Origin of the sequence: Streptomyces sp. NPDC088812 (assembly GCF_044750285.1) — a bacterium.
GTDB lineage: Bacteria > Actinomycetota > Actinomycetes > Streptomycetales > Streptomycetaceae > Streptomyces.
This window is the reverse complement of sequence record NZ_JBIVJP010000029.1, coordinates 30,565-53,137: the sequence shown is the minus strand read 5'-3', so window position 1 is coordinate 53,137 and position 22,573 is coordinate 30,565. Positions and strand designations below refer to the sequence as shown.

General features: G+C 71.7%; 18 protein-coding genes and 2 pseudogenes. 13 read left to right on the top strand and 7 right to left on the bottom strand.

Features of this window, described 5'->3' with window-relative positions; all coding sequences use genetic code 11:
• Positions 1-3: 3 nt before the first annotated feature.
• Positions 4-1,848, top strand: a complete 1,845-nt coding sequence (asnB, locus tag ACIP67_RS37955; protein WP_401698105.1) for an asparagine synthase (glutamine-hydrolyzing) — start codon at positions 4-6, stop codon at positions 1,846-1,848.
• Between the two features lie 75 nt (positions 1,849-1,923).
• Here asnB and ACIP67_RS37950 read toward each other — a convergent pair whose 3' ends face one another.
• Together ACIP67_RS37950 and ACIP67_RS37945 are read right to left on the bottom strand one after the other, a co-directional pair.
• Positions 1,924-3,225 (bottom strand): cation:proton antiporter, encoded by a 1,302-nt coding sequence (locus ACIP67_RS37950; RefSeq protein WP_401698103.1) that lies wholly within the window; start codon positions 3,223-3,225, stop codon positions 1,924-1,926.
• Between the two features lie 142 nt (positions 3,226-3,367).
• The gene (locus ACIP67_RS37945; RefSeq protein WP_401698101.1) at positions 3,368-3,973 is read right to left on the bottom strand and encodes a response regulator transcription factor; all 606 of its coding nucleotides are present in this window, start codon (positions 3,971-3,973) and stop codon (positions 3,368-3,370) included.
• Between the two features lie 612 nt (positions 3,974-4,585).
• Between ACIP67_RS37945 and ACIP67_RS37940 the strand changes: the two are divergent.
• Positions 4,586-4,880, top strand: a pseudogene (locus ACIP67_RS37940) (transposase family protein); the annotation flags it as partial.
• Between the two features lie 170 nt (positions 4,881-5,050).
• Here ACIP67_RS37940 and ACIP67_RS37935 read toward each other — a convergent pair.
• Together ACIP67_RS37935 and ACIP67_RS37930 are read right to left on the bottom strand one after the other, a co-directional pair.
• Positions 5,051-5,449 (bottom strand): DNA-binding protein, encoded by a 399-nt coding sequence (locus tag ACIP67_RS37935; RefSeq protein WP_401698100.1) that lies wholly within the window; start codon positions 5,447-5,449, stop codon positions 5,051-5,053.
• A complete protein-coding gene (locus tag ACIP67_RS37930; protein WP_401698098.1) occupies positions 5,446-5,730 on the bottom strand; it encodes a hypothetical protein in 285 nt (94 codons plus the stop codon). The genes ACIP67_RS37935 and ACIP67_RS37930 overlap by 4 nt, the downstream gene beginning before the upstream one ends.
• 481 nt (positions 5,731-6,211) lie before the next feature.
• On the opposite strand from ACIP67_RS37930, the gene ACIP67_RS37925 reads away from it, so the two are divergent.
• The 9 genes and pseudogenes from ACIP67_RS37925 to ACIP67_RS37885 all read left to right on the top strand — a co-directional run bounded on the left by ACIP67_RS37925 (position 6,212) and on the right by ACIP67_RS37885 (position 17,052).
• Positions 6,212-7,909 carry a subtype B tannase gene (locus ACIP67_RS37925; RefSeq protein ID WP_401698097.1) on the top strand — a complete coding sequence of 566 codons (1,698 nt, stop codon included), beginning with the start codon at positions 6,212-6,214 and terminating at the stop codon, positions 7,907-7,909.
• Between the two features lie 389 nt (positions 7,910-8,298).
• Entirely contained in the window at positions 8,299-9,180 is an 882-nt protein-coding gene (locus tag ACIP67_RS37920) for a helix-turn-helix domain-containing protein (RefSeq protein ID WP_401698096.1), read from the top strand.
• Positions 9,181-9,346: 166 nt separating this feature from the next.
• The gene (locus ACIP67_RS37915; RefSeq protein WP_401698094.1) at positions 9,347-10,210 is read left to right on the top strand and encodes an ABC transporter ATP-binding protein; all 864 of its coding nucleotides are present in this window, start codon (positions 9,347-9,349) and stop codon (positions 10,208-10,210) included.
• A 97-nt stretch (positions 10,211-10,307) separates the two neighbouring features.
• On the top strand, positions 10,308-11,372 hold the full coding sequence (locus tag ACIP67_RS37910; protein WP_401698092.1) for an iron-siderophore ABC transporter substrate-binding protein: 1,065 nt from the start codon (positions 10,308-10,310) through the stop codon (positions 11,370-11,372).
• Positions 11,369-13,471 (top strand): iron ABC transporter permease, encoded by a 2,103-nt coding sequence (locus ACIP67_RS37905; protein WP_401698090.1) that lies wholly within the window; start codon positions 11,369-11,371, stop codon positions 13,469-13,471. The genes ACIP67_RS37910 and ACIP67_RS37905 overlap by 4 nt, the downstream gene beginning before the upstream one ends.
• A 182-nt stretch (positions 13,472-13,653) precedes the next feature.
• The gene (locus tag ACIP67_RS37900; RefSeq protein ID WP_401698089.1) at positions 13,654-14,766 is read left to right on the top strand and encodes a peptidase C39 family protein; all 1,113 of its coding nucleotides are present in this window, start codon (positions 13,654-13,656) and stop codon (positions 14,764-14,766) included.
• Between the two features lie 274 nt (positions 14,767-15,040).
• On the top strand, positions 15,041-15,292 hold the full coding sequence (locus tag ACIP67_RS37895) for a hypothetical protein (protein ID WP_401698087.1): 252 nt from the start codon (positions 15,041-15,043) through the stop codon (positions 15,290-15,292).
• Positions 15,293-15,512: 220 nt separating this feature from the next.
• A pseudogene (locus ACIP67_RS37890) lies at positions 15,513-15,620 on the top strand (hypothetical protein); the annotation flags it as partial.
• A 499-nt stretch (positions 15,621-16,119) separates the two neighbouring features.
• Positions 16,120-17,052: a GntR family transcriptional regulator gene (locus tag ACIP67_RS37885; RefSeq protein ID WP_401698085.1), complete on the top strand. Its 933-nt coding sequence runs from the start codon at positions 16,120-16,122 to the stop codon at positions 17,050-17,052.
• A 34-nt stretch (positions 17,053-17,086) separates the two neighbouring features.
• On the opposite strand, the gene ACIP67_RS37880 is transcribed toward ACIP67_RS37885, so the two are convergent.
• The 3 genes from ACIP67_RS37880 to ACIP67_RS37870 form a co-directional block, all read right to left on the bottom strand.
• Positions 17,087-17,467 (bottom strand): DUF1330 domain-containing protein, encoded by a 381-nt coding sequence (locus ACIP67_RS37880; RefSeq protein WP_401698084.1) that lies wholly within the window; start codon positions 17,465-17,467, stop codon positions 17,087-17,089.
• A 187-nt stretch (positions 17,468-17,654) separates the two neighbouring features.
• Entirely contained in the window at positions 17,655-19,730 is a 2,076-nt protein-coding gene (locus ACIP67_RS37875; protein ID WP_401698083.1) for an FAD/NAD(P)-binding protein, read from the bottom strand.
• Positions 19,727-19,996: a hypothetical protein gene (locus ACIP67_RS37870; RefSeq protein ID WP_401698082.1), complete on the bottom strand. Its 270-nt coding sequence runs from the start codon at positions 19,994-19,996 to the stop codon at positions 19,727-19,729. The genes ACIP67_RS37875 and ACIP67_RS37870 overlap by 4 nt, the downstream gene beginning before the upstream one ends.
• 747 nt (positions 19,997-20,743) lie before the next feature.
• Here ACIP67_RS37870 and ACIP67_RS37865 point away from each other — a divergent pair.
• Together ACIP67_RS37865 and ACIP67_RS37860 are read left to right on the top strand one after the other, a co-directional pair.
• Positions 20,744-21,943: an LLM class flavin-dependent oxidoreductase gene (locus ACIP67_RS37865; protein ID WP_401698080.1), complete on the top strand. Its 1,200-nt coding sequence runs from the start codon at positions 20,744-20,746 to the stop codon at positions 21,941-21,943.
• Complete coding sequence (locus tag ACIP67_RS37860; RefSeq protein ID WP_401698078.1) at positions 21,940-22,572, top strand: GNAT family N-acetyltransferase; 633 nt, start codon at positions 21,940-21,942, stop codon at positions 22,570-22,572. The genes ACIP67_RS37865 and ACIP67_RS37860 overlap by 4 nt, the downstream gene beginning before the upstream one ends.
• Position 22,573: the final 1 nt, after the last annotated feature.

The following is a 22,573-nucleotide window of genomic DNA, read 5'->3' as shown; positions in this document are numbered from 1 at the left end:
GAGATGTGCGGGATAGCAGGCTGGGTGTCGTTCGAGGCCGATCTGACGCACCGGGGTGATGTGCTCGATGCGATGACCGGGACGATGGCCTGTCGCGGGCCGGACGGCTGCGGCACCTATGTGCGTACAGAGGTCGGGCTGGGGCATCGACGCCTCGCGGTCATCGACCTGCCCGGCGGAGCGCAGCCGATGACGGTGAGCACGCCGGCCGGTGACATCGTGCTGGTCTACTCCGGGGAGGTCTACAACTTCCGGGAACTGCGCGATCGGCTCGAGGCGTTGGGCCATCCGTTCCGGACGGACAGCGACACCGAGGTCGTGCTCCGCGGCTATCTGCAGTGGGGCGAGAGCGTCGTCGACCATCTGGACGGCATGTACGCGTTCGCGATCTGGGACGGTCGCGGCCGGCGGCTGCTCCTCGTGCGCGACCGCATGGGGATCAAGCCGCTTTTCTACTACCCGACGCCCGACGGAGTGCTGTTCGGCTCCGAGCCCAAGGCGATCCTGGCGAACCCCCTCGTACGGAAGGCGGTCGACGCCGACGGGCTGCGGGAGCTGGTCGCGCAGACCAAGGCCCCGGGCTGGGCGCTGTGGAAGGGCATGCACGAGGTGGTGCCCGGCACGCTGATCGTCGTCGACCGGGGTGGGCTGCGGGAGCGGACCTACTGGCGGCTGAGCGCGGTCGAGCACACCGACGACCGCGAGGGCACCGTGGCCCGGGTGCGGGAGCTGCTCACCGGCATCGTCGACCGGCAGCTGATCTCCGATGTGCCCCAGGGCGTCCTGCTCTCGGGAGGTCTGGACTCCAGCGCGATCACCGGGCTGGCGGCGGAACGGCTGGGCCTGCGCGGCGAACAGGTGCGCAGCTTCTCGGTGGACTTCGTCGGCCAGGAGAAGAACTTCGTCCCGGACGAGATGCGCGAGACGTCCGACGCGCCGTTCGTCCGTGACGTCGCGGCTCATGTGGGCTCCGCGCACCGGGATGTGATGCTCGATCCGTCCGACATCTCGGATCCCGCGGTGCGCCGCGCGACGGTCGGCGCCCGGGACATCCCGAACGGGTTCGGGGATCTCGACAGCTCCCTGTATCTGCTGTTCAAAGCGATCCGGGAGCACTCGACGGTGGCGTTGTCGGGCGAGTCGGCCGACGAACTGTTCGGCGGCTATCCCTGGTTCCACCACCCGGAGGCCCTGCGCGGAGACACCTTCCCGTGGATGATGTTCATCCCGCCGATGAGTCTCGCGGCCCGGACCGATCACATCGAACCCGGCCTGCGGGCCCGGCTCGACGTGGCGGCCTACACCGCCGACCAGTTCGCGACGGCGCGCGCGCAGGTCGAGTATCTCGACGGCGAATCCGAGTTCGACCGGCTCATGCGCATGACGAGCCATATGCATCTCACGCGATTCGTCCGGGGGCTGCTGGACCGCAAGGACCGGTTGTCGATGGCGGTCGGGCTGGAGGTGCGGGTGCCCTTCTGCAGTCATGAACTCGTCGAGTACGTCTACAACACGCCCTGGGCGATGAAGTCGTTCGACGGCCAGGAGAAGAGCCTGCTCCGCCGGGCCGCGGCGCATGTGCTGCCGCGTTCGGTGCTGGAGCGGGTCAAGAGCCCGTTCCCCTCGCCCCAGGATCCGGGGTACGCCGCTCATCTGCAGCAGCAGGTGAAGGAGCTGGTGTCGGAGCCGGACGCGCAGGTCTTCGCGCTGGTCGACCGTGCCTGGGCGCAGCAGATCGCATCGCAGGATCCGGCGGCCATGTCGATGGCCGTACGGTCCAACGTCGAGCGGATGCTCGACCTGCATGTCTGGCTGGAGCTGCACGCGCCCGAACTCCTGCTGGACTGAATCGACTTCGTACGGCGAATCGCCGCCATGGCATCCACTGCCATGGCGGCGACCGCTCTGTGTGCTGGCCCGCGCCTAGGGGATCGCCCCGGCCAGTTCCTCCGGGAGGGGCCGGAGTCCGGCCCGGCCGACGGGTACCGAGGGCTTCGGGAGGAACGGTCCGGTGAGCGCGGTCGTGAACAACGCCATCACGACCATCATGGTGAACATCCGGCTGTCCAGGACGCCGAGGCTGACGCCGGCATTGAGGATGACCAGTTCGGTGAGGCCGCGGGTGTTCATCAGGATGCCGAGGGTGCCGGCCTCCCGCCACGGCATTCCGGACAGTCTCCCGACCATGGACGCGCCGATCATCTTGCCGGCACAGGCGACGGCCATGATGGCGGCCAGTTCGATCAGATCGCGTCCGGACAACGCCCCGATATCGACATTCAGTCCGGTGATGATGAAGAAGACCGGCAGCAGCACCATGCTGATCCCCGCGAACGGCTTTCTGGCCTCTTCGCCGAACGCGCCGCGGTACTCGCTCGGCATGATGAATCCGAAGGCGAATGCACCGAATATCGCGTGGATCCCGATCCAGGTCGTCGCACAGGAAGACAGGAACAGCCCGGCGACGAGTACGACGATGAGCTGCGGTGTCATGCGGTCACGGCCCCGGCGGCGCATGAGGAATGACAGGAACGGGCGTACGAAGACCAACATCGCCGTGATGTAGAGCGCGGAAAATATCACCGTCTGCGCGAGATGCCCGGCGCCACCGGACGCGGTCACGATCGCCGCGACCAGAGCGAGCAGGCACCAGGCGATGACATCGTCGATGGCCGCGCTGGCCAGTGCGAGTGCGCCGACCCGTGTTCCCAGGACACCGTGTTCGGTCAGCATCCGGGCCAGCACGGGAAAAGCGGTGATCGACATCGCCGCACCCATGAACAGGGCGAACGCGGTGAAGGAGACCTGATGTCCGTTTACGGTGTCGTGCCGCTGGTACAGCAGCGCCGCAAGTCCGATCGCCAGAGTGAACGGGACCACGACCGAGGTGACGGAGACCGCCGCCGCGGTACTGCCCCGGCCCTTCAGCAATCTCTTGTCGAATTCCCAACCAATGCCGAACATGAAGACGAGCAGCCCGACCTGGGCTATCGCCGACAGATAAGGCCGTACCTCGCTCGGGAAGATCAAAGAGGGGAGATCCCCGGGTAACAGGCCGAGGAGACTCGGCCCCAGGGCAATTCCGGCGATGATCTCGCCGACGACGGGTGGCTGGCGTACGTATCGGACCAGCCAACCCAGGATGGATCCGACGACGAGGATGATGGCAATGTCGGCCATCGTGATGGCGATGATCAGATCTTTGCTGCGAGAGATATCCGCCATGATCGGCTCTCCGTACGTGTGAGTGGGAACTCCCGAGATTCTGCCTGGTGCGGAACATCGCCGCACGTCAGCGGCGTACACAAAGGAACCCGGAGAGATGACCGTGAGGTGATCTGGAGGTGGCCTCGAGGTGTCCTGCGTGTCAGATCCAGTGCGCTTCCCGTGCGATACGCAGCGCGTCGATCCGGTTACGCGCGCCCAGTTTCGTCACCGCGGAAAGGAGATAGTTCCGCACGGTCCCGTCGGAGATGTGCAACTGTGCCGCGATCTCGCTGAGCGTGTCACCCTGGGCGAGCCGCTCAAGCACGGAGAGTTGCCGCGGGGAAAGCGGGCAGTCATTATTTCCCAGCACGGCCACGGTTAACTCCGTGTCGAAGACTCTTTCTCCTTGATGCACCCGATGGACGGATTCGAAGAAACGGTACGGGGAGGCGCTCTGCTGTACCATTCCGGCGATTCCGGCGGTGAATGCCTGGCGTATGACCGGCCGGGTGAATGATTCGGCGAGCAGCAGGCATCGACACCTCGGAAGGCCAGTGATCTTCTCGGCGACGGTGATGACGTTGCCGTCCGCGCCGTCGAAGCTGAAGATCACGACATCCGGATGGTGTGTATCGGCGAACTCGAGTGCATCAAGATTGCCGGCCACCGATCCGACGACCTGTATCCCCTTGCCCTGTTCGAGCAGGGCGGTGAGCGCGTAGCGGGACACATTCATCTTGTCGGATACCAGTACGTTGATTCCCATTTCTTCCCCCTGTTGCCGATGCTGAGGTGGAATGTCTTGACTCTGACCGAGCACGCGCATGATTCAGGACCGGGCCGGCTCCCTTGAGCGGCCCAGCTGTCACATGACGGGAGTTGCACGGTTTTAGGGGCATGTTGGGAACATGTAGATAACGTCATGGACCTTCGCGGCGGCGTCACGCCGTTTCCGCTGAAGTATTCTGTCCCGGACGTCAGGACTCCCCCGTCGTGACCTCGCTGAATCCCCTGCAGGCAGGCGATCGAAACCGAAACAAATACTACAATAGTCATCAGGGAAAGCAAGGCTCGGAATCGCCGTTCCGAGTCGCTGTAAACGTGACTCATCCGCACCCCTTGACGCCCTGCCGGCCGCCGCTCTCAGGGAAAGTGCGAACCCGGATTCCGGAAAATGCAGGGCTCTATCAGCGGAAACGTGGTGAAGGCGGTGCTCGGCCACGGCCGACGCCGGAAGGTTCGTCCCGTACGCGTACGAATTCAAGCCAGTGAGCCTTCGCCAACCTGCCGCGCAGGGTGTGCAGTTGGGCTGACAGCTAGGTAAAGCCCCTGGTGGGCGGTTTTCGATCAAGAGAACCGTCTCCGTCAGAGGCTTCACGTGCTTGTCTGCCCGTCCGGAGTCGACGTGTCCAGCTCCACCCTGCGCTTCCTCACGCGGCAACTGCGCCGGCACCGCCGTGCGAGCGGCTCTCGGTGGCGGAGACCGAGCTCCGGCCGGCAGGACCTCCTCACACTCGCCCACCTGCGGGTGGGACACACCTGTGCCCAGCTCGCCGCAGGCTTCGCCGTCGGGACCACGACCGCCCACCGCTACGTCGCCGAGGCCGTCGCCCCTCCTGGCCGGCCTCGCCCCCACCCTGGCCGAGGCCGCCCGCACCGCCCCGATCAGGTCGGGATGCTCACCATGACGTGCTCAAGGGGCGAGGGCTGCCGCCGGCCCTGCGAGGAGCGATCGAAAAGGTCGCCGAGTCGAACAGCGAGCCGGCGGAGACGACCCGCGCCCCACGATGCTGATCCGGGTGGTACCGCACGGCTCTGGGATGAGGAGCCGGAACGACGCGGATCAGACCTTCTCGGCGGTCACACGGGTGTGGTCGGAGGTGAGCACGGTGATGTCCTCGACATCGGACGTCAGGATCGTGACGCGGCCCGACCGGGCGAGGGCGGTGGCGCAGAGCATGGCGTCGATCGCGTGCTTGTGGCCGTGCAGTCCGGTTGCTCGCAGCAGACTGGCGGCGGACTGGGCGAGGGCCTGAGTGACCGGCTCGCCCCGCAGCCGGGACAGCGTCCATGTCAGCGCGGCATCGTTGATCCGGGGGTGGATCACCTCGACGAGCACGGCGGCCGAGGCGATCACCGGAAGGTCGGCGTCGCGGGCGGCGGTGAGCCACTCGTGGACCTCGCGGTCGCGCTGCACGGCTTTGGCCAGGCCGTCGCTGTCCAGAATGAGCGCGCCGCTCACACGGCTGCCCCGGTGCCGGAAGAGGTGCCGCCGGTGAGCTTGGCCCGCTTGGCGGCCACGGCCTCCGGGTCGGCGGGGCCGTGGTTCTTGTCGAAGTCGGCGATCAACTCGTCCAGGTTGTCGCGCTCGATCTGCCGTTGCGCGGCCCTCTCCAGGTACGCGGACACGCCCCGCTTGCCGACCCGCTCGCGGATCGCCCGGAGCGTGCCGGCGGTCAGGGAGACGGAGATGCCGCTGCTGGGGCCGTCGCCGGGCGGGAAGTCGGTGTCGGCGTCAGCCATGACACGAGTATGGCCTCCGGAATGCCATACGACTCTCGGCGGCCGTCCCGCCGGCTGGGCCCCGTGGCTGATGCCCGGCACCGACGCCCGTCCCGCCGGACGGCGCACCGCCGTCGACCATGCGGGTTTCGCGGTCTCCCTCGGCGCGCTCGGCGCCGACCCCGCACTCGGGGGTGCCCTCCACGTCGGCAGGGAGCGCGTCCTGGCGATGCCCGTCATGGTGCCGGTGCCGGTGTCTCCAGCGGCCGGTTCCTGGCCCGTCGGGCGCCCAGGACAATGTCTGCGAGATTGCTGTGCATATTGTTAACAATCTTGTAGCGTGCGTCACGCCTCGATTCCGAGGCCTTGGGCGAAGCACTCGGTGCTCGATGAGGGGAGACCCATGCACAGGCTCTCTGCGTCTTTCGGACGTGACGCGTTCACTCACCCGGCGGGTACGGGAGCAGGACGCCCCGCGCCCCGCGGCCGTCTCCTGAGAGGCGTGGCGCTCGCGGGTTCCCTCGTGCTCGCGGCGGTTGCGGTGCCGACCTCCGTCGCGGTGGCGGCTCCCTCCGCCGGCCGCGGTCACACGGCGGACCTCCAGGACGCCGCGCTGGACTTCGACTCCGCCGCGTACACGACGATCACCGTCACGATCGACGGCCTGCCGGTGAACGTGCGCTGGTACAAGGAGATCTGCTACGTCGCCAGTCCGGTCGCCGCGGCGGCCCAGCAGCCCGGCGGCCCCGGTGGCGGCACCACTACGATCCCCAACACCGCCTGCGGCTACCAGAGCATGAACGTGTTCGTCCCCGAGAGCGCCTTCGGCGACCAGCGGGCGCCGGTCTACTTCGCGGTGAACAACAGCGGCTGGAAGGCCAGTTACGTACGGGCCAGCGTCACCGCCGGCACCTCCTACAGCAGCTCGACGAGCAACGTCGGTGCCGCGCTGAAGGCGGGCTACGTCTTCGTCGACGTCGCCAGCCGCAGCCGCGGACTCGTCGGCGCCGACGGCTCGTCCCCCGGCAAGGCCCCGGCCGCGGTGGTCGACGCCAAGGCCGCGGTCCGCTACCTGCGCCTGAACGACGCCACCATGCCCGGCAGCGCGGAGCGCATCGTCATCAACGGCACCAGCGGCGGCGGCGCGCTGGTGTCGATCCTGGGCGCCTCCGGCAACAGCGCCGAGTACGACCCCTACCTCGCCGCGATCGGCGCCGCCGGTATCGACGCCAAGGGGCGCAGCACCCTGCGCGACGACGTCTTCGCCGTCAACGCGTACTGCCCGATCACCGACCTCGGCAACGCCGACGCGGCCTACGAGTGGCTGTACAACGTCCTCGCCACCCGTGACACCACCGGCTCGAACCCTTCCCCCGAGGACGCCGCCGCGATCGCGGCCCAGTTCCCGGCGTACGAGAAAAGCCTCGGGCTGCGCAACCCCGACGGCTCCCGGCTCACCGCCGCCACCCTGCTCGACACCATCGAGAAGGAGGTCGTCCGCTCCGCCGAGACCTACCTGAAGGCCGACCCCGCCCACACCATCCCGCCGCTGGGCGGCACCTTCGAGATCACGTCCGGCGGCCCCGGGGGCACGACCACCAAGTCGTACGTCAACGACTGGATCGACGTCGACACCGCCACCGGCAAGGTGCGCTCGGTCGACATGACGAAGTACCTCGCCTTCGTCGCCACCCAGGCCACGCTCAAGACGACGCCCGCCTTCGACGCCGTGGGCGTCAACGGGAACACCACCAGCGGCACCGAGACCGACCTCTTCGGCCCGCCGTCCCAGAAGTACATGAACTACACCGAGTACAGCTGGAACCACAACGACGTCGCCGGCGACGGCAGCGGCCTCGACGACACCGGGCTGACCTGGGACCAGTACACCGCGAAGAAGAGCACCACCGTCGACGATCAGATCCACCTGATCGACCCGATGGACTTCGTCGGCACCGGCGCCGACACCGCGCCGAACTGGTACGTCCGTCACGGCACCCGCGACCGGGACACCGCGTTCACCGTCTCGGTCAACCTCGACCGGGCGCTCGCCGCGGACCCGCAGGTCAAGGACCTGAACTACCAGCTCGCCTGGAACCAGCCGCACGCCGGGAACTACGACGTGCCCGAGGCCATGGCCTGGATCGCCGACGTCGTCCGCAAGGCCGGCGACCCGCTCACCTCGCGGCACAAGGGATAGGACGGCCGTCTGCCGCCCCGCCCCGCCCCGCCGGGACAGGACGGGGCGGGGCGGCCAGGGGGGCCGTCGTCCCCGGTGGTCGGGGCACCAGGGCCAGGGGCCGACGTCGCGGAACCTGGCCGGCGGCCAGGCGGTCACCTTGCCGGTCGGCTCCCCGGGCAGGGTGACCACCGGCGCGCCGTCCTCGGTGCTGCGGACCCCGTGGGCGACGAGCTCACGTCCGTCGGGCGGGACGAGCAGGTCGACGTGGGCCACGCGGTCGTCGTGCTCCGACCCCGCGCGGGCGACCGTGGCGGACGTCCCTGGGCGACGTCGTGGTGCGGTCCCCGGGCCATGGAGCGGGGCGACGCCGTTCCCGACGCGGCCCGGGAGTTCGTAGACTCGCCCGTATGGTCCGATCGTTCCGTGGTGAGGCGAGCCCCGGGATGTGGCGGCGCGAGGCGGGAACCGTGGTGCGCCGGGCCGTGGCACTCCCGGACCGGGCGGTGGCCCCGTTCGCCATCACCGCCGGGTTCCACATCCCCCGCGTTCCCACGGAGTGGGCGCCGCACGCGCATTCCTTGCACGAGCTCGTCTGGGTACGCGGGGGAACGCTGACGTCCCGGGTGGAGGACCGCGTCTTCACCGTGTCCGAGGGACACGGGCTGTGGATGCCCGCCGGAGTGGTGCACGGGGGCCGGGCCACGGCCGGCGCGCACTTCCACGACGCCTTCTTCGCCCCCGACCGCACGCCGTTCGCGTTCGCGTTCGGGGAACCGAAAGCGATCGCGATGACGCCGTTGCTCGAGTCGCTGCTGGCCCATCTGTCCCGCACGGATCTCGACGCGGCGGCCAGGGCGCGGGCGGAGTCGGTCGTGTTCGACGTACTCCAGCCGTCGGAACGCCAGTTCGCGTTGCAACTGCCCAATGACACCCGGATCGACGCGATCGCCGAAGCCCTGCTGGAAGACCCCGGCGACTGCCGCTCGCTGGAGGAGTGGGCGCGGTGGCTGGGCATCAGCGACCGCACGGTCACCCGCGCCTTCCGGCACTCGACAGGACTCTCCTTCGCGCAGTGGCGGCAGATGCTGCGGGTGCACCGGGCGCTGACGCTCCTCTCCGAGGGCTTCGACGTGACGACGGTCTCCGAAACGCTCGGCTACGCGCAGCCCAGCACCTTCATCACCGCTTTCCGGCGGGTCATGGGGACCACGCCGGGCGCGTTCTTCGACGCGGTCGACGGCAGCCCCGAGGGTGTCCGGAATCCCGTATCGCGTGTCCAGAACTCCTGATTGTCGACATGGCGAGCGGAATATAGCCTTCTCGGAGTTAGGTAACCCTTAGTTGCTGCTCGCCGTGAACAGTGCTGCCCGCGCGCGGCAGAGTTCGCGGCCCGGCCGGTGAAGGCCGGACGGAGGGTGCCGCAGTCCCCGCCCCTCCGACCACCCGGACTCTTCGATGCTCCCAAGCCCCTTCCGGCGCACCGGTCGCCCGGTGGCCGACCCCGCCGCGCCGGTGCCCGCCCTCAACGGCCACGACCTGGTACTGCGGTACGGCGGCCGGCCGGTCGTCCACGGCGTCTCGCTCGACCTGGCACCCGGCCGCGCGACCGCCCTGGTGGGACCGAACGGCAGCGGCAAGTCCACGCTGCTGCGCGCGCTGTGCCGACTGCATCGGCTGGACGGCGGCCGGGTGACGCTCGGCGCCCCCGACGGATCGCCCGAGCGGGACGCGGCCCTGCTCAGCGCCCGTCAGTTCGCCCGTGAGGTCACGCTGTTCTCCCAGTCCAGGCCCGCGCCCCAAGGGCTGACGGTCACGGAGGTCGTGGCGTTCGGCCGCCACCCCTACCGGCGTGGCTTCGCAGGGCTGACCGCCGAGGACCGGACCGCCATCGACCACGCCATGGGCGTCACCGGCGTGCGGGACATGGCCGGCCGGCCGGTCGGGGAACTCTCCGGAGGGGAGATGCAGCGTGTCTGGCTCGCGGCCTGCCTGGCCCAGGACACCGGCGTCGTACTGCTGGACGAACCGACCAACCACCTGGACCTGCGCTACCAGATCGAGACGCTCGACCTGGTGCGCGATCTCGTCGAGGAGCACGGCATCGCGGTCGGGATCGTGCTGCACGACCTCGACCAGGCAGCCCGTGTCGCGGACACGCTGGTCCTGATGCGCTCCGGCCGCGTGCACGCCGTGGGCGCACCCGCCGACGTCCTCACCGCCGAGAACATCGGCGAGGTCTACGACATCCGCGTCGAGGTCGGCGTCGATCCCCGCACGGGCCGTCTCCGTATCGACCCACTCGGGCGGCACCCCGCCTGAAGCGGCGTATCCGCCGCTCCGAGGCATCGCACACGCATCGCACACGCATCGCACTCATATGGCCATAGGGCCGTATGGCAAGAAAAGAGGACCCTTCATGAACCGTGCCCGTACCCTGGCGGCGGCCGCCTCCGCGGGGCTCGTCCTCCTCGCCGCAACGGCCTGCGGCACGACCGACGTCGACAAGGCCGGGGCCGGCGGCGGCACCAGCGCGTCGCCCGCGTCGGAGAGCTGTGCCGAGGACACCACGACCACCTCGACGAAGCCGGTCTCCTTCACCGACGGCGTGGGCCGGCAGGTGAAGCTCGACAAGCCCGCCGAACGGATCGCGGTCCTCGAATGGCAGCAGGTCGAGGACGCACTGACCCTGTGCGTCACCCCCACCGCGGTCTCCGACGCGGAGGGATACCGCACCTGGGTCAGCGCGGAGGAACTGCCCAGCGGGGTGACCGACATCGGCACCCGTGAGGAGCCCGACCTCGACACCCTCTACGCGGCCGAGCCCGACCTGATCATCGTGGAGGCGTTCGACGCCGACGACGAGACCATCGCGAAGCTGGAGAAGAGAGGCGTCCCCGTGATGGCCACCCGGGGAGCCGACCCGGACGACCCGATCGGCAACATGCGGGAAGTGTTCAGCATGATCGGCGAGGCGACGGGGCGCACCGAACGGGCGGACCAGGTGCTCGAGGAGTTCGACCAGCACCTCGCGACGGCGAAGAAGCAGGTCACCGACGCCGATCTGCCGACCGAGGACTTCCTGTTCTTCGACGGATGGCTGCAGGGCGGCAACCTCACCCTCCGCCCCTACAGCGATGGCGCCCTGTTCACCGAGATAGGCAAGGAGCTCGGCATGAACCCCGCGTGGACCGACGCCGTCAACAAGGACCACGGGGACGGGGGCGTCGATCCCTCCTACGGCCTCGCGCAGACCGACGTCGAGGGACTCACCGCGGTGGGGAACGCCAACCTCTTCTACGCCAACGACGAAGGGGCCGGCGGGTACGTCGCGGCGCTGGAGAAGAACCCGATCTGGAAGTCCCTCCCGGCCGTGAAGGAAGGCCGCGCCCACTCGTTCCCCGCGCGGGTGTGGGGGGCCGGCGGTCCGCGCTCCTGCGAGCAGGCGATCGACGCGTACGTCGACGTCCTCGACAAGAAGTGAGCACGGCGCGGACATCGGCACCCGGAGGGGCAGCGCCGCCGCCCGCCGAGCGCGGTGGCGGCCCCGCCGGGACGGCCGTCCTGGCACTCCTTCTCGCCGTGACCGTCCTGGTGGGCATGTGGCACCTGACGCAGGGGACATCGGGTGTCGGCGTGGGCGACCTGGTACGCCATCTCGCCGGGGAACGGGAGAACACCGGTGGGGCGCCGGTCGGCGAGATCCTCACCGGCTCACGCCTGCCGCGCCTGCTCGCGGGCGTGGCGGTGGGCTTCGCCCTCGGCTCCGCCGGAACGCTGCTCCAGTCCGTCACGCACAACGCGCTCGCCTCCCCCGACACCCTCGCGGTCACGGCCGGGGCCTACTTCACGCTCACGCTCCTCGCGGCCTTCGGTCTCGCCGTCCCGCTGTGGGCGTCGGGCGCCGTCGCCTTCGCCGGCGGCCTGGTCGCGGCGGCGCTCGTGCTGCTCCTCGCGGGCCGGGCCGCGGGCACCGCGGGCACCCGCCTCGTCCTCGCCGGATCGGCGACGGCAATGGCCCTGGACGCGGCGACCGGGGCGCTCCTCATCCTGTTCGACCAGAACACGACCGGCCTGTTCGCCTGGGGGAGCGGCTCGCTCGCGCAGCTGAACATCGACGCGTCGGTACGCGCCTTCCCCCTCGTGGCCGTGGTGCTGTGCGTCGCTCTGGCCCTGTCCCGGCGGCTGGACGTGATGAACCTCGGCGACGACGCCGCGTCCACGCTCGGCGTGCCGATCCGGACCACCCGCGTCACCGCGGTGATCTGCGCGGTGCTCCTGACCAGCACGGCCGTGACCCTCGCGGGCCCGATCTCCTTCGTCGGCCTCGGCGCTCCCGTCCTGGCCCGCCTGATCGCGGGGCGGGTCCGGGCGTTGCGCCGGCACCTCCTCCTGGTGCCCGCGGCCGGGCTGCTCGGCGCACTGCTCATCCTGCTCGCGGACGCGTCCCTGCGCGCGGTGCAGGGTGCGGACGGGGCCGCCTCCATTCCCACCGGCGTGCCGACCGCGCTGCTCGGCTCCGTCGTGATCGTGGTCCTCGCGCTCCGCCTGCGCGACACGGGCCAGATCCGGCGACCACCGCACTCGCGGGTCGCCGCACGGTCACGCCGCGCGTTCCTCCTCGTCGTGTGCGGCGCGGCGACACTCCTGGCCGTGGCGGTCCTGCTGGCGGTCCTGGCGGGGAGCCTCTGGCTGCGGACAGGGGACATCGCGCTCTGGGTCCGGGGCACGGCCCCGGACCTGATCGGCCAGGCGCTCGACGACCGGGTCCCGCGCGTGACCGCCGCGGTCCTCGCGGGCGCGGCGCTCGGACTGGCCGGATGCGTCGTGCAGGGCGCGGTACGCAACCCGCTGGCGGAGCCGGGCGTGCTCGGCATCACGGCGGGCGCCGGGCTGGGAGCGGCGAGCGTCGTCACTTCGGGCCTGTCCGGCGGACGGCCCGTGCTCATCGCGGTCGCGGTCGCGGCGGGGCTCGCCACGTTCGCGGTGATCGCCCTGCTGGCCTGGCGCGGCGGCTTCCTGCCCGACCGGTTCGTACTGATCGGCATCGGCTGCGGGTACGGCCTCAGCTCCGTCACCACCTTCCTCCTGCTGCGTGCCGACCCGTACGACACGCCCCGGATCTTCACCTGGCTCTCCGGTACGACCTACGGCCGCACGCTGCCCGACGTCGTACCGGTCGCGGTGGCCCTGGCGCTGGCGCTTCCCGTGCTGCTCGCCCTGCGCGGCCGGCTCGACCTGCTCGCCGTCGACGAGGACACCCCGCGCATCGTCGGCGTCCGGGTCGAACGCACGCGCTTCGCCGCACTGGCGATCGCCGCGGTGCTCGCGGCGGTCAGCGTGATCGCCGTCGGTGTCGTCGGCTTCGTGGGACTCGTCGCCCCGCACCTCGCCCGGTCACTGGTGGGCGCCCGGCACGGCCGCGCGATCCCGGTCGCGATGCTGCTCGGCGGACTGCTGGTCTGCGTGGCCGACGCGCTCGGCCGCACGCTGGTCGCACCCGCCCAGATGCCCGCGGGCCTCATGATCGCGCTGGTCGGCGCTCCGTACTTCGTCTGGGTGCTCCGGCAGTCCCGCGCATGACGCCGGCCATCTCGCAACCGCGCCGACCGGCCCCGCCACGGTCCCTCGGCCCGCCCGCCCGCCTACCCGCCGCCTGCCGGCCGGCCCCGGCCGATCCCGCCCGGGCCCGAGTCCGCGCCCCCAACCACCCACGGACGAATCCCCGCCCCTCGTCTCCTCCGACCCGTCTCGGGAGCACCGGAATGCCGCCCCAGAAGGAAGCGCCCGTGCAGAGCATCGTCGCCGTCCCGTTCGAACCCGATACGTCGACGACCCTGCTGAGGCGACTCGGACACCACCAGGTGCCGGAGCGCTGGCACGCGGTCGACCGCTCCGCTCACGCCCCTCACCTCGTGGCCGTTCCGGGGGACGACGGCGAGGACTGGACCGCTGCCGCGCTCGTCTCGGCACGCCCGCACACGGCCTATCTGAAGATCGTCGACGCCGTCGGCGACGTGCCGGCAGCCGTCGCGGCCGTCGTCGCCCACGCACGCCGCCGGGGCCTCGCGCAGGTCAAGTGGGAAGGATGGACGGCAAGCCCCGAAGACGCCGCTGCCGCCGGCTTCACCCCGCTGCGCCCTCCGCTCACACCGGCCGAGCACGCGGCAGGGCCCGACGCCGGCTACGTTCGCTGGCTGCGCGACGGCGTCGTGACCGAACCCCCGTACTACGGGCAGACCACGCACTTCACGTGCGGCGCCGTCACCGCGCTGGCCGCGCAGGCGCACGCGGGGACGCTGCCGCGGGAGGCGCTCGACCGTGAGGCGGAGCTGACGCTGTGGCGCGACGCGACCAACTTCCCCGCGTGCGAGCCCGTCGGGCTGGGCGTTGCCGTGCGCCGAGCGTGGCCGTCGTCCCCCGTCACGGTCCACCTCGACGTGGACCGGCCCGTCCTGCTCGACCACTACCCGGAGAACGAGCAGCAGTGGCGTGCCCTGCTCCAACGCATCTCACGTACGCAAGCCGGACGGATCGGCGTCCCGATCGACCCACGCCACCTCTCCATGACCGCGATCCGGAGCGCGATCGGCCGACGGGAGCACGTGCTGCTCCTGGTCTCGCTCGCCGGGATGCAAGGGTTCGACGTGCCGCACTGGGTGCTCTGCCACGGCGCCGTCCCCGGCGCCGTCGTGATCGAGGACCCGTGGGCCAACGCGTCGGCGGGGGACACCTGGGTCGACGCCCATCTGCTGCCCGTCCCCGACCCGTCGCTCGACACGATGGCGACCGTCTCGGCAGACGGCTTCCGCGGTGCCGTGACCATCGGCCGTCCGCTGCGGCGCGGTGCGGTCCCTTCCGGACCGGCCGACGAGTAATCCCCCTCTTCACCCGCCGTCTGCGCGAAGCGTGACGCGCGAGAGCCCTGCCGCCCGACAAGGACCGGCAGGGCTCTCCGGCGCCCTGGACCGGCCCGCGAAGACTCATGGGCGTCGGCTCACACGCGGTCCGCGGTCCGCGGTACTCGGTACTCGGTACTCGGTACTCGGTACTCGGTCCGCGGTACTCGGTACTCGGTCCGCGGCCGAGCCGACGCCGGAGCGGCCGGACGGCGCGGTGGTCGCCACCAGCGAACGTGTCCGGGAAAGGTCGGTGCCGATCCTTGCCCGCAGCTGTCGGCCGGGGACGCCACCACCCGGTTCCGCGGCCATGCCGCCGGACCGGCGCGGCCCACGCGGCGGGGACGAGAGCCTGACCCGGGCCGCGGCGGTCGTCACCGAGCCCGTGGACTCCGCCCTGGACAACACCGCCACCCGCACCCGCGACATCGGCGGCACCCTCGGCACCGCCGACCTCGCCGCCGTGATCTGCCGCGTCATCGAGCGGAACGGAGCCACCCGATGACGATCGTCTCCACCGACCCCGCCACGGGCCGGGAACCGAGCCGTCACACACCGCACGGCGACACCGACGTCGAAGCCGCCGCCCTGAGCGCCGCCGCCAAGGCCCAGGCCGACTGACGCCGCCGCCCGATCGCCGACCGCACCCCCCTGCCCCACGCCGTGGCACGGGTGCTGCGCGAGCACCGCACCGCGACGAGTACGCGGCATTGATCACCGCCGAGGTGGGCAAGCCCGTCCGGGAGGCCCTCGCCGAGATCGACAAGTGCGCCCTGACGCGCGACTACTACGCCGACAACGCCGCCGCCCACCTCGCCGACCGCCCCGTCCCCTCCGACGCCGCCGACAGCGCCGTCGTGTACGACCCGCTGGGCGTGGTGCCGGCGATCGCCGTGGCGCCCCGCACCGCTTCCGCAACGCCTCCTACACGTCTCCGATGCGCATCCTGTGGATCTACGCCTCCGTCGACGCCACCCGCACTCTCGTCGAGACCGGTGTCACCGCCCGCGTCGACGCGGAGCACGCCGAGCCCGCCCGCTGAGAACGGCACCACGTGATCACCGACATCGCACAGATCGAGATCCTGGATCGACCTGCACCGCAGCACCGAACACCCCGGCCGCTACCGGCTCATGGTGCGGTGGGAGACGGTGCAACACCACACCCGCCTCCTCCGCCGGTCCGCCGGGTACGAGCGGTGGCGGGCGCTGGCCGGTCCCCACTTCGCCGCCCCGCCGCAGGGCGAACACCTATACTCGGTCCTCGCCCCATGACCGGGGCCGGGACCGCCCGGTCCCGGCCGCCCCGGCCCCTTCCCGCGGAGGCGACGCCATGACCCCGCCCACGGTGCGCGACGACACCACCGACGCGGACGTGGCCGTGACCCCGCTCACCCGGCAGACCGCGGACCGCATCGCCGAGTACATCGGCAGCAGCGACCTCGCCAGGGGAACCCGGCTCGTCGAGCGGTCCCTGGCGGAACTGCTGAAGGTCTCCCGCTCACCGGTCCGCCGGGCCCTGCGCCTGCTGGAGCGGGAAGGCGTCGTCGAACCCGCGGAGCGGGGCGGGTACGCGGTGGCCCTCGTCCGTACCGAGATCGCGGGGAGCGCCGCACGCGGCCCGGCGCAGGACCCCCTCGAGGAGGTCTACCTGCGCATCGCGGCCGACCGCCTCGACGGACACCTGCCGGACCGCGTCACCGAGAACGCGCTCGCCCGCCGGTACGCACTCCAGCCGGGGCAGCTCACCCACCTCCTGCGCCGCATCGCCGTCGAGGGCTGGATCGAACGGCTCCCCGGGTACGGCTGGGAGTTCCAGCCCATGCTCACCACCATGACCGCGTACGAGGACAGCTACCGGTTCCGCCTCACCATCGAACCGGCGGCCGTCCTCGAACCCGGCTTCCTCCTCGACCGGCCCGCCCTGGAGAACGTCCGGGCCCAGCAGCAACGCCTGGTCGACGGGGACATCTGGTCCATCGGCAACGCGCAGCTCTACGACCTCAACAGCCGCTTCCACGAGGTCGTCATGGCGTGCAGCCGCAACTCGATGTTCATCGACGCCCTCCACCGCGTCGACCGGCTCCGGCGGCTGATCGAGTACCGCCGCTCACTCAGACGCGACCGGGCCGTCGTCCGCTGCACGGAACACGTGGAGATCGCCGACCTGCTCCTGTCCGGCCACCGGTCCCGAGCGGCCGAAGCCCTGCGCGAGCACCTCGCCACCGTCTCGGAGGAGAAGACCGACCGCGACGCTCCTCGGTGAGACGGCAGGCCGACCGACGCTCCGGGCCGCGTCCTCAGTGCGGCGCGGGGGGAGGCGCGGTCGGCTGCTCCGTCCGCTCGGCCTCGGCACGGAGTGCGGCGGCCCGCCGCGTCGGGTCGTAGCGCGGTCCCACGCCTTCGATCAGCAGGACGTCACCCTCGATGTGGTCGGTACGCAGTCGCAGGATGTCCTGGTACTCGGGCGAGTGGTACCAGGCGCGAGCCTCGTCCAGGCCGGGGAACTCGATCAGCACCATGTTGCCGGGCCACGTCCCCTCCACCACTTCGGCCGGCGGGCCGTGAATGACGAAACGGCCCGCGAAGGGGTCGAGAGTGGCCTGGATGCGCTCCAGGTACTCGATGATGTCGGGATGGTGGCGGCTGCTGCGGAGATGGGCGAAGCCATAGGCGGGCATGGTCGGGTCGGGCTCCTTCTTCCGTTCGTACCGGGCGGGGAACGACGACCAGAACGTAGCCGGGAACGACCGGGGCGGCGATTACCTCACGGGTCATCACCGCAGCCGGTGCCCGTCCGGCCCGGGTACGTGGTGGCGGCCCCGGCCCCGGTGGCCCCCGCGGCCCCCGCCGTCCCGCCCGGACGTCTCACGTCGAGTGCGTCGCGACCCTCGGTCCGGGCGCCGGGCGCTCTCGGTCCGTGTCCTCGGCGGTGCGGGTGGCGAGGGAGCGGTCGCCGTCTTCCGGCACGGTGGTCCGTTCCCGGGGGACGGCCGCTGCTCCACCCGCCGCCAGCGCCCGGAGCAGCGCGCGGGCCACCGCGTCGTTCTGGCGGAAGGCGGGGGCGTTGGTGCGGGGGCGGGCGAAGGCGGCGACGGCGCGGCTGTTGGTGGGGGCGCCGAGGGCGACACGGCGGGGGTGGGCTCCGCCGAGGGAGGGGTCGAGGACGTGGCCGTCGGAGGGGGTGACGGTCAGCAGGCCCGAGCGGTGGGTGTGGGTGGGGTCGGCGATGACCTCCTCGGTGAGGGCGCCGGAGCGGTGCAGGGCGCGCAGGAGCGGGTCCTCGGTGCGGTCGAGGGTGGGGCGCGGCAGGTAGGCCTCGATCAGGGCCGTGGCGTGGACGGTGTGTCCGGGCACGGTGGGGCTGGTCGCGGTGAAGGTGCCGGTGGAGTCGTCGGTACCGATCCGGAGGTCCGCGCCGAGGAAGCGGACGATGCCGGCCCGGGACAGGGCGAGCAGCTGGCGCAGCCGGAAGCCCGGCGGGCCGGAGGCGAGGAAACTGAAGAAGCCCTGCCACCAGCCGTCCAGTCCCGTGGCGACGGAGCGGGCGGTCAGCCGGCCGGCGGAGACGAGGCCGGGCAGCTGTCCGTAGACGGAGAGCAGGGCGAGGAAGGCGCCGAGGTCGGCGCTGTGGGCGGGGTCCTCGCGGCGGCCGACGTCCGCGGTGATGTGGTCGCGCAGATGGTGCTGGAAGGAGTGCGGATCGGGGAACGTCAGGTCCGCCAGGGGGCGGTCGAGGGCCTCGAAGTCCAGGCGGTCCACCGGGTCCGGCACGGCCGCGGCGACGAGGGCGGCCATCGCGTCGGAGTACCAGTCGAGACGGTCGTAGGCGGCGAGGAAGTCCGCCCAGGGCAGGGTGGTGCGCTCCGGATGGGCGTGGAACAGCTCGTGGTAGTGGCCGAAGCCGATCTCCTTCGCCATCAGCGGCCACACGTCGCGGCGCAGGTCGAGGGGGCGGTCGAGGGCGACCAGGGCGTCGACGGCCGCGGGGCCGAAGTGGCGCGGCAGCGGTGGCCGGGGGCCCTGGAGCCGGTAGCGGGTCTTGGAGTGGTACGGCACGCCGCGCCGGGACCCGACGTGGAGGACGGGCTCGCGGCCGGACGGGAGGTAGGTGAGGGTGCCGTCGGGCTCGGTGCGGTAGGTGCCGCCGCGTCCCTCGGTGAGCAGCACCATCAGGTCGACGAAGGCCAGCCCGAAGCCGCGCAGGACGACGTGCTCGCCGGGGCGCAGGCCGGACAGGTCGGCGTCGGAGGAGAACTCGGGCGGGAGGTGGAAGCGGCCGTGGCGGGCGGCGAAGGCGGCGTGGTCGTGGTGGCCGGCTTCCGGGGTCGCGTCCAGATGACCCTGCGCGAGGACGACCAGGTCGGCGGTGAGGGGGGTGTCGCGGTCGGCCAGGTGCACCTGCTGGGGCCCGTCCGCGGGGCCGGTGACGGCGGTCGCGACGGTGCGGTGCCACACGACGCCGATGGACGGCGGCAGTTCGGCCAGCGCCCGGCGGAACACCCAGTCCAGGTAGGCGCTCTGGGCCCGTCGGGTGGGGAAGTCGGACGGTGCCAGGGAGCGCAGCTCGGCCAGGACCTCGGGGTCGGCGGGTTCGGGGTCGGCGGGTTCGGGGTCGGGGGTGAGGCGTGGGCCCCGGCCGGAGAACCGGGACGCCCACTCGGCCAGCGAGGGGCCGGGCCGTACGGGACCGTCCATCTCGGAGGTCTCGTCGGTGAACATGGTGACGTCCTCGGCCATGGAGTTCATCCGCAGCAGCGGTGACTGCTCGTGCCGCCAGACCCGTCCCGGCCCCGGCGGGTACGGGTCCACGAGATGGATGGTCAACGTCCGCCGTCCGTCCCACAGTTCGGGAGCGTTGGCGGCGATGCGCTCCAGCAGACCCGTGCCGCGCGGGCCCGCGCCGACGACGACCAGGACGGCGGCCGCGGGGACGGCGTTCACCGGTCACCGCCGATCGCGGGGCGGGCGTCGGCGGTGGTCCGGGCGGTGGTCCGGGCGGTGGGCCGGGTCCTCACGGCGGCCGCGGCCGGCAGACGGCCGACGCGCCGGCGCGGCACGATCGCGGGGAGGTCGCCGGACGCGGAGCCGGACGCGGAGCCGGGCCCGGGGCCGGGCGCGGAGTCGGACGCGGAGCCGGGCGCCTTCGCCCGGGGGACGGGCGGGAGCGGCGGGGCGTCGGGAGCGGTGACGTCGGAAGGCGGGACCATCGGAGGCTCTCCGGGGGAGGGAGTCGCGGGTGTCGGTGACCACCCGGTGGCGGCCGGGTACCGGTGTCATCACGAGCGCCACGTCCCTCAACGCGGCCGGAGGGGCCGCTGCCGCACGCGGCGGAGCCCGTCCGCGGCCGATCGTATGTGCCCGGTGCACGGACCTGTCAACAGTGCGTGCCGATCGGTCGGTACCGGTCCGTCACGTGGTCAGTGGTTGACGGGAGGCAGAATGTACTGCTCAATTAAGCGCATGAATGCTGATCAGCGCCTGGTTACCCGGGGCCACATCGACTTCGGTCGGGTGTGGTCCGCGGCGTGTCGCGGCTGAATCGGCAGCGGGCTGTCTGACCGGCCCTTCCCTCCCTCGGTGACCCCGTCGCGGGCCGAGATCTCCCTCCGCACCACCGTCGTACGCGGGCCCTGACCGGCGTACGGGCGGCCCTGCGGAACCGGACGCGCGCTGCCGCCGCTCCACCCGCCCGAGGCCCCCGCCCCGGCGTCATCACACCTGCACCCCCAGCACCCCCGCGTTCGCACCCCCTGAAACACCGTCACGCCCGGTGTCACGGACGCCGTCACGCACACGGTCGTCACGGACGCCGTCACGCACACGGTCGTCACGGACGCCGTCACGCACACGGTCGTCACGGACGCCGTCCCCGCACGGCCGTCACGAGGGCCGCCGCGCCCTGCCCGCGCGCGGACCAGCACCCCCCAGAAGGACTTGAGGAAAGGCCATCTCCCATGCCCGTGGAGTTCCTCGGCATAGCCGCCACCCACGACGGGTCCGAGACGACGGCGCGCTCCGGCGCCGCCTTCGACAAGGACTACACCCTCCGGCTCGCTCGCGCGCACGAGGACCACGGCTGGGACCGGGTGCTCTTCGCCTACGGATCCGGATCACCGGACCCCGCCCCGGCCGCCGCGTACATCGCGAGCAGACTGGACCGCCTCCAGATCCTGCTCGCCCACCGGCCCAACGTCTCGTACCCCACCTTCGCCGCGAAGACCTTCGCCACCCTCGACCAGATCAGCGAGGGCCGGCTGACGGTCCACTTCATCACCGGCGGCAACGACCACGAGCAGGGCCGCGAGGGCGACACCCTCACCAAGGACGAGCGCTACGCCCGCACCCGCGAGTACATCCGCGTCGTCAAGAAGATCTGGACCACCCACGAGCCCTTCGACCACGAGGGCGAGCACTACCGCTTCCACGACTTCGTCAGCGATGTCTTCCCCGTCCAACAGCCCCGCCCGAACGTCTCGTTCGGCGGCTCGTCGCCCGCCGCGTACGCCGCCGGGGGTGCCGAGGCCGACATCTACTGCCTGTGGGGCGAACCCCTGGAGAGGACCGCCGAGCAGATCGAGGCGGTGAAGGCCGCCGCGCGGGCCGCGGGCCGCACCGAACGCCCGCGCATCCAGGCCGCCTTCCGCCCGATCATCGCCCCGACCGAGGAACTGGCCTGGGAGAAGGCCCACCGCACGGTCGGCGCGATCAGGCAGCGGCGTGAGGCCGGTCTCGTACGGCACCACCGCAGCGGCGCGCCGGAGAACGCCGGGTCGCAGCGGCTGATCGCCATCGCCGAGGCGGGCGAGCGCTACGACCGCGCGCTGTGGACCCCGACCGCCGCCGCCACCGGAGGGGCGGGCAACTCCAACGCCCTGGTCGGCACCCCGGAAACGGTCGCCCAGGCGCTTCTCGACTACTACGACCTCGGCGTGGACATCCTCTCCGCCCGGGGCTACGACCTCCTGGGCGACGCGATCGACTTCGGGCGGTACGTCATCCCGATCGTCCGCGAAGAGGTCGCCAAGCGCGACGCCGAGCGCGACGCCGAGCGCGACGCCGAGCGCGACGCCGAGCGCGACGCCGAGCGCGACGCCGAGCGCGACGCCGAGCGCGCGGCGCGCGGCACCCAGGCCCTCGCGGCGGTGCGCGCATGACCTCCGTCGCCCAGCCGCCCGCCGACGCGACCGCGCTGACGGTCGTCCAGGTCCCCGTGTCCGACCCGCGCGTGGAGCCCCTGCTGCGCGAACTCGGCGACGAGTACTCCACCCGCTACGGCAAGGACGCCCACGCCGAGCTCGCCCGCTACCCCGACGAGGAGTTCACCGCACCGCACGGCGGCGTGCTGCTCCTGCTGCTGGAGCACGGCGAGCCGGTCGCGGGCGGCGCCTTCCGCCGGTACGACGAGGCCACCGCCGAACTGAAGCGGATCTGGACGCACTCCGCCCACCGGCGGCGCGGCCTGGCCCGACGCGTCGTCGCCGAACTGGAGCGTGTGGCGCGCGCCCGCGGCTACCGGCGGGTCTACCTCACCACCGGACCGCGCCAGCCGGAAGCCCGCGGCCTGTACCTGGCCACCGGCTACACACCGCTGTTCGACACGGAGGCCGATCCGGAGACCATCGGCCCGCTCCCCTTCGAGAAGCACCTGACCGCCCCGGCCGCCACTCGCGCCCCGGCACCCACTCGCGCCCCGGCCGCCACCCGCGCCCCGGCCGCCACCCGCGCCCCGGCCCCGGCCGCCGCGATCGACGCGTCGCGGATCAACCCGCCCGAGCACACGTAGA

What these genes read in the sequence shown, in the direction of transcription:
- asnB (WP_401698105.1), top strand. Translation starts at nt 4, where the DNA reads ATGTGCGGGATAGCAGGCTGGGTGTCGTTCGAGGCCGATCTGACGCAC.
- ACIP67_RS37950 (WP_401698103.1), bottom strand. Translation starts at nt 3,225, where the DNA reads ATGGCGGATATCTCTCGCAGCAAAGATCTGATCATCGCCATCACGATG.
- ACIP67_RS37945 (WP_401698101.1), bottom strand. Translation starts at nt 3,973, where the DNA reads ATGGGAATCAACGTACTGGTATCCGACAAGATGAATGTGTCCCGCTAC.
- ACIP67_RS37930 (WP_401698098.1), bottom strand. Translation starts at nt 5,730, where the DNA reads ATGGCTGACGCCGACACCGACTTCCCGCCCGGCGACGGCCCCAGCAGC.
- ACIP67_RS37920 (WP_401698096.1), top strand. Translation starts at nt 8,299, where the DNA reads ATGGTCCGATCGTTCCGTGGTGAGGCGAGCCCCGGGATGTGGCGGCGC.
- ACIP67_RS37915 (WP_401698094.1), top strand. Translation starts at nt 9,347, where the DNA reads ATGCTCCCAAGCCCCTTCCGGCGCACCGGTCGCCCGGTGGCCGACCCC.
- ACIP67_RS37910 (WP_401698092.1), top strand. Translation starts at nt 10,308, where the DNA reads ATGAACCGTGCCCGTACCCTGGCGGCGGCCGCCTCCGCGGGGCTCGTC.
- ACIP67_RS37900 (WP_401698089.1), top strand. Translation starts at nt 13,654, where the DNA reads ATGCCGCCCCAGAAGGAAGCGCCCGTGCAGAGCATCGTCGCCGTCCCG.
- ACIP67_RS37885 (WP_401698085.1), top strand. Translation starts at nt 16,120, where the DNA reads ATGACCCCGCCCACGGTGCGCGACGACACCACCGACGCGGACGTGGCC.
- ACIP67_RS37880 (WP_401698084.1), bottom strand. Translation starts at nt 17,467, where the DNA reads ATGCCCGCCTATGGCTTCGCCCATCTCCGCAGCAGCCGCCACCATCCC.
- ACIP67_RS37870 (WP_401698082.1), bottom strand. Translation starts at nt 19,996, where the DNA reads ATGGTCCCGCCTTCCGACGTCACCGCTCCCGACGCCCCGCCGCTCCCG.
- ACIP67_RS37865 (WP_401698080.1), top strand. Translation starts at nt 20,744, where the DNA reads ATGCCCGTGGAGTTCCTCGGCATAGCCGCCACCCACGACGGGTCCGAG.
- ACIP67_RS37860 (WP_401698078.1), top strand. Translation starts at nt 21,940, where the DNA reads ATGACCTCCGTCGCCCAGCCGCCCGCCGACGCGACCGCGCTGACGGTC.